5 protein-coding genes are annotated in these 6,282 nt (G+C 30.3%); all 5 read right to left on the bottom strand.

Features of this window, described 5'->3' with window-relative positions:
* Positions 1 to 61: 61 nt before the first annotated feature.
* The 5 genes from CQZ94_RS29875 to CQZ94_RS29855 are packed head-to-tail and all read right to left on the bottom strand — an operon-like array spanning position 62 to position 5,113.
* Entirely contained in the window at positions 62 to 862 is an 801-nt protein-coding gene (locus CQZ94_RS29875) for a class I SAM-dependent methyltransferase (RefSeq protein WP_105588332.1), read from the bottom strand.
* Positions 863 to 873: 11 nt separating this feature from the next.
* On the bottom strand, positions 874 to 1,653 hold the full coding sequence (locus CQZ94_RS29870; protein WP_105588331.1) for a glycosyltransferase family 2 protein: 780 nt from the start codon (positions 1,651 to 1,653) through the stop codon (positions 874 to 876).
* Entirely contained in the window at positions 1,619 to 2,377 is a 759-nt protein-coding gene (locus CQZ94_RS29865; RefSeq protein ID WP_105588330.1) for a DUF5591 domain-containing protein, read from the bottom strand. The genes CQZ94_RS29870 and CQZ94_RS29865 overlap by 35 nt, the downstream gene beginning before the upstream one ends.
* Positions 2,378 to 2,390: 13 nt before the next feature.
* The gene (locus CQZ94_RS29860) at positions 2,391 to 4,058 is read right to left on the bottom strand and encodes a carbamoyltransferase family protein (protein ID WP_105588329.1); all 1,668 of its coding nucleotides are present in this window, start codon (positions 4,056 to 4,058) and stop codon (positions 2,391 to 2,393) included.
* A 20-nt stretch (positions 4,059 to 4,078) separates the two neighbouring features.
* Positions 4,079 to 5,113, bottom strand: a complete 1,035-nt coding sequence (locus CQZ94_RS29855) for a bis-aminopropyl spermidine synthase family protein (protein ID WP_105588328.1) — start codon at positions 5,111 to 5,113, stop codon at positions 4,079 to 4,081.
* Positions 5,114 to 6,282 lie beyond the last annotated feature (1,169 nt).

Below are 6,282 nucleotides of genomic sequence, written 5' to 3'. Positions count from 1 at the left end.
GTCGTGGAACTGAGAAGCTCCCACTTCAAGCTTTGCTAAGTGGCGAGTAGTTCACGAGCGTCTATTCGCACTGTATATCATTAAAATTTCCCCCTTGCTTCCTACATTCATAAACCATAAATTCACTATTCCTCCCAAAAGGATTTTTATTGTAATCACCATAAAAATTTTTTATATTGAATCCTTCTATTTCTAAGAGATACTGCATTTCGGATGGTAAAGTATATTTTGAAAGAAATCTAAAATTTTTTTCACTTAAGAAATTATCTGCTATGTCATAAACCTCAAAATAACAAGTGGTTTCAATTATTTGCTTATAATGATCTGCTTTTACGACATCCCATGATTTAACTTTATAATTTTTAAAATTCTCCCCTTTAATAGGACTATTTCCTCCATCACTCACTCTCTTAGAATAAGGAAGAATAGTTGGAGGTGTAATAATATCGAAAACAAAAATCCCGCCTTCTTTTAATAGTAATTTAATATTTCTAAGAGCTAATTTTTGTTGTGACGATGTAAGTAAATATTCAAATACACCACCAGACATAAATATAAAATCAAATTTTCTTTCAGACTTAAAATCTGTAGCAGAAGAAACCTTAAATTCTATTTTATCCTTAATATTTGGCATCTCATCTAACTTCTTACTAGCTTTTTCAATCATTCCTGCTGATATATCAACACTAGTTACATTAGCGCCTTTTTCAGCGAGAATAAAAGATAATCTACCAGTACCGCACCCCAAATCTAAAACTTCATCATTTGGTTTTACCAAACCACTGTAAAAATCAAAAATACCATCAGGTTCTGGGATGATAATGTCGTATAATTCAGAAATTTCATCGTATTGTTGCTGCATTGTTTTCCTCCTTAATGTATTTCTTTTTCATATCCCCTATAAAAGGCAATCTGCCAAAATATGAGATAGAAAGCAGTTAAATAACCGTATTTTTTTTTGATATACTTATATGAGTTAATAATCGATCTCGATTTATTTTTAGGTTCATAATAACCATTTTTTTGTTGTAAAACCCCACGTGCATGACCTACCCCATAATTAAATGAACTTTTCAAATCTTGCTTAATGGTTAACTCTGGATGAATAATTCTTGCATTATCATCATATAAAATCTTAAGACTTGCAGAGTTAACTCTAATATCAAAATCATAATCCTCTGTCCAAGATAAATTCTCATCAAAATAATATCCATTTACCTTCGCTAAGATTCCTTTATTAAATGCCAATGGAGGTGAATATGCATTTTTTTTGCAAGTATGTATATGTCTTGCACGTGCAATGATTTTTCCAATTTTGCTGTTAAAGGAAAACATCACCCTTCCTTTAGCCAAAGATCCTGCATCTAATAATTTATATAATTTATTGATGGTACCTGGCATAAAAACACAATCTGAATCCATAATTAACACATTATCTTTACTAGAAATTTCAATTCCATAATTATAAGCTTTTGCTAAATTAGGTGTAGGTAATTCCCCAATTACTGCATCGCTAGAATATGCGATTTTTTTTACTTCTTCTGTTGCACCATTTAAGACAACGACAACCTCTACATTTTCATCAATACTTTTTAAACACTTTTCCAATCTAATATCGTTATAAGCTGGTATTACAATTGTTAGATTCAACATATCTACTCACCTTATTTAAACAATTATCCATACTATTCAAAACTTCATCTAAACAATAAAATTCTCCTGAATCCTTTAACTCGACTAATTTACCTTTATTATTTCTATATGTTTCTATATCTGGGGTTAAAAGAAAAGCAATTCCTAGATCCTTACAAATATCTTTAATTGCAGGAGCCATTGAATATTTTTTTACCGGTATACCATATTGTACTACTACATCGTATGAATTTGATTCTAGGTATCTTCTAATTCTTTGTATCAATATATCCCTATATTCTTTCATTAATGCTTCGTAATTTACTGGATCCTCAATATCTTCCATCCAATCGTACGCACAAAAAGTAGGATTCATTTGGTATTCATATGGTATAATTCCCGCATTTGATAGAATAATTGGATGAACCATTGGGTATTTATTTGTAACTTGTCTAATTTTTTTACCAATATATGAAAAGTCATATGGTTTAGCCCAAGAACAAACTTGTAAAAAAGCAATTCTTTTCCCCTGAGGCTTTTCGTAATAATCCCCACAAAAATATTCCTGCCATGTATTGAACTCTTCATGATGAATATACTTTGAGCAAGCCCCTCGTTTAAAAATTGTTTCCTCTTTTATTAAATCTAATAGTATATATTCTGGGTAGTAAGGATAACTTTTTTTATTAAGTACCAAATCCTTTATCCCTTCATCTTGTAGATTAGAATAATTTCTATTTCTCAAAATCTCTCCTCCTTTATTTAAGAATCAAAAATGAACCTAATAAAAGGGCATCCAACTCTGATCCATAAAATGACCTAATAGCATCACTTGGGTTACATATAATTGGTTCTTTTCCTACATTAAACGATGTATTCATAACTGCAGGAATTCCTGTTTTCTGGTAAAAGTTATAGATTGTTTCATAATAATCAGAATTCATAGCCCTCGTAACTACTTGAGCCCTTGTTGATCCATCAACATGAACTATTGCTGGAACTAAATGATGTACCTCTTCTTTAACAGTAGAATTTAACAGCATATAAGGGTTGTTTATTTTTTCTTCTAATACTACAGAAGCGTTTTCATCTATGATGCTAGGGGCCAATGGTCTCCATTGCTCTCTTTTCTTAATAGTATTTACTTTATTTAACATATCCCTCCTCTGAGGGTTAGCTATTATGCTTCTATTTCCTAAAGCTCTAGGACCGAATTCCATCTTTCCAGAAAATCTTCCTATTATCTTATTTTGAATTAATAACTCGGAACATCTATCATATTTATTAGAACCTAATTCTATATATGATAGATTATATTTTTTTAATATATTTAAGATACTAGAATCAGGAAATTCCGGACCGGAATATACATGATCTTCGGTGAACATAGGCGCTATACCATTTTCGGCAAGAAACCATGCAGCTGCTCCAATACTTACCCCACTATCTGAAGCACCTGGTTGAATGTACAAACTATCCACTTCTGGTAAATCAGCTATAATTCTATTAGCTATACAATTTAATGCTACTCCTCCCGAAAGACACAAATTATCTATTCCAGTTAGATTAATAGCTTTTTTTACAAGCTTAACAATTGCTCTTTCCAAGGCTGCCTGACCTGAGGCTGCAATATTTTTATATTCCATTACTGATGAATTCATTAATAGTATTGAATCTATTGGATTATATTCATATTTACTATAATTAGGAGCTACCTTTGTTATACTATTAATAACTTTTATCCAATCTTTTAATACCGAAAAATATTTACCATTCATACTAACTATATTTTTATTTGGTTTCAAAGGATTTTCCAGTATATCAGGAAATTCAAATGTTTCTTCCCCATATGAAGATAGGCCCATTAACTTCCCTTCATTATGCCTCCCTAAACCTGAAAATACAGTTAATGCTTCATAAAAAATACCTAAAGAATGTTCCAACGGGTATTTTTCTAGTACTTCTATTATATTACCTTTTCCTTTTGCTATCGTTATTGACTCTTCTTCTCCACTTCCATCAATAACTATTATGGTAGCTTCATTGAATCCCGAACTAAAGAACGCACCAGAAGCATGTGCCAAATGATGAGAACACATATGAATTTGAGGATCTTTATCCCTCTTAAAAATTCTCTTCGGAAAAATTTTTTCAAGACAATCATCTTTGTTAAGCTTCTTTGAATACTTCTCAAAATATAATTGTTCTACATCCCAGCCCATAACAATATGATCTACTTCATTTGGAGTAATTTCAGCTTCCTTTAAACAATACGCTATTGAATTATATGGAATTTTATCTAATGCCTTTTTTTGACGAATAAATCTTTCCTCTTCAGCTGCAGCTATTAATTTACCATTATAAAATAAACACGCACTTGCATCATGAATATCAAAGTCCCACCCATTGACTCCTAAAACATACATTATTTTACCTCGCAGTTATTTTATATTTTTCTTCTAATCTCATAATATTCTTGCGGAAAAAGGGTTGGTTTATCTATTAATCGTACAAAAACTAACATATCTGTTTGAATATACAAATTATGATATGTATCTTTAGAAAAACCAATGCCATCTAAGTCCTTTTTTATTAATTCTTCATCAATGTAAGGCTCTTCAGCCACTTTATAAGAACTTAAATCGTGAATAATTTCTTTTAAATAAAAACCTAAAGATGTCAAGAAATTCTGCAAATAAACCACCCTATTACCTAATCTTTTAACACTTATATTTAAAAAAATTAAATCACCCTTTTGACCTTTTAATAATTCATTAGCTCTATTTAACCACAAATCTAGCCCTCTACCATCATCTATAGGGTCACAATGTATTGCATCATACTTATTCCTTAAATCTTCCATAACTTCATTTCTAACATCAAAATTATAAAACTCAATATCGTTGTTTGTATGTTTAAAATATTCAATCAGTTCTTCATCGATATCTCCTACACCTATTTCTCTGTTTTTATATTGTTTAAGGGCCAAACTTGTATAATCATCATCTCCGCAAAAAAAGATATTTTTATTAGATGATAACTCTTGATTTATTATTTCAGCTCTCCTCAACGAACTATCCCAAGTAGCTTTAAATTGAGCATATTTTTTTTTGTTTATTTTATTCTCATATCCTGTATTACGAAGAGGGGTTGGTTCATATAAAATACTACTTGTTAACTCTTGTGAAAACCTTATTTTATTTTCTATAATTTCAACTAAATTTCTTTCTTTTAATACTTTTAATAATCTTAAAGCCAAACTTAAAGTCCCAGTTATTTTGACTAGATCATCTAAAGTATCTACAGTATTAATGGACTTCCAAATTAAAAATTCGAATTGTTTTTCACTAATTTCATACCATTTTTTCCAAAAATTCAAAAGTACCCCTCTCTTTTTTAATTTTGGTACTTTATCTAACTCTTCTTCATAGTCTAATTCAATAAATTTTTCATATAATAAAATAATCTTATTTTCTTTCATACTGTATACCCTACCTTAAAAAAAGTTACATATACAGTTAAACTGCATATGTAACCTCCTTATTTTAAAACTTAACCTAATGTCTTGCCTGCACGAATTAGTAAATCCTCTTCATCTAATTCAAGATCTTCAAGCTCTAGCATTTCTTCATGAATATATTCCTTTTCCATTTCACATTCCCCCTTATATAGATAATTGTGTAATTCAAATATTTGCAACAGAGCTGCACCACCAATATTATCATATAAAGTGGAATTTTCTGATTAATAAAAAAATATATTTATGGATAAATTTTATTCAGAAAATTAAGTAAAATATTTCCTGATAAAACAATACTAGGAATAATTATGGGTATTTATATTATTATAATTTATATATTAGGATTTTTTCAAAAAACTAGTATAGAGCCTTTTTTTAGAGATTTTTGTCGATTTTTTTATTTATAAATTTTTCAAAAAATGTTTATTTTCGGGGGTTATTGGGGATGTCTAATTTGTGGGGGCACGACATTTTTAGGAGAAAACAAGGAGGAATAATGTAGTTAGCGTTTTAAATGTGTTTTCTCCAAACTGTCCTAGGGGTAGGGCGGTTTTTTATTTTGTTTTGATTCCTTTTCCCCAGCATTTATAGATAGGGATAATTGGCATTAATTCGATGATGTCAACCTTCCATTCTGGCGGTTCACCTTAAAAACGACTATCCACTTCATAATGTTCAAATCTACATAAGTACTTGTTTCCTTCTAAATCATTGCAATATGTTGGTTCGAGACATGGAAACATCTCAATTCCCCTTTCTTGATGCTTTCGAGCATCGGAATATCCAGGAACCCATTTGCTAGGTGGGGGATATTATCGGATTGCTGAATATTCCGAAAAGAAAAAGCTTGTCTTTGTTCACATATTCGTAACATCCTTATATAAAGTTTTTTAAAATCATGTGTTAAACTTACTACAGTCCAAGAAATTCTTATAAAATCGACAACTCGATGATCTTAGTACTGCCCTGCATCCCCTGCAGGGCTTCCCTCATTTAGCTATAGTTATATACTTGTATGTTTCTTCAACCGGTTCTGGTGCAAAAATAAAATAAAAAAGAATAAAGTGCATATATACCTAACAGAATTGTATTTTATGCTACCAGTCCAAACAATTGATGGATGAATTCTT

This window comes from Bacillus sp. MYb209, from assembly GCF_002975175.1.
GTDB lineage: Bacteria > Bacillota > Bacilli > Bacillales > Bacillaceae_G > Bacillus_A.
Note: the sequence above shows the minus strand (reverse complement) of the source record. Positions and strands in the feature narration are given on the sequence as shown.

Bases quoted from the DNA above. Each gene is read 5' to 3' on its own strand.
- CQZ94_RS29875 (WP_105588332.1), bottom strand. From the start codon at position 862: ATGCAGCAACAATACGATGAAATTTCTGAATTATACGACATTATCATC.
- CQZ94_RS29870 (WP_105588331.1), bottom strand. From the start codon at position 1,653: ATGTTGAATCTAACAATTGTAATACCAGCTTATAACGATATTAGATTG.
- CQZ94_RS29860 (WP_105588329.1), bottom strand. From the start codon at position 4,058: ATGTATGTTTTAGGAGTCAATGGGTGGGACTTTGATATTCATGATGCA.
- CQZ94_RS29855 (WP_105588328.1), bottom strand. From the start codon at position 5,113: ATGAAAGAAAATAAGATTATTTTATTATATGAAAAATTTATTGAATTA.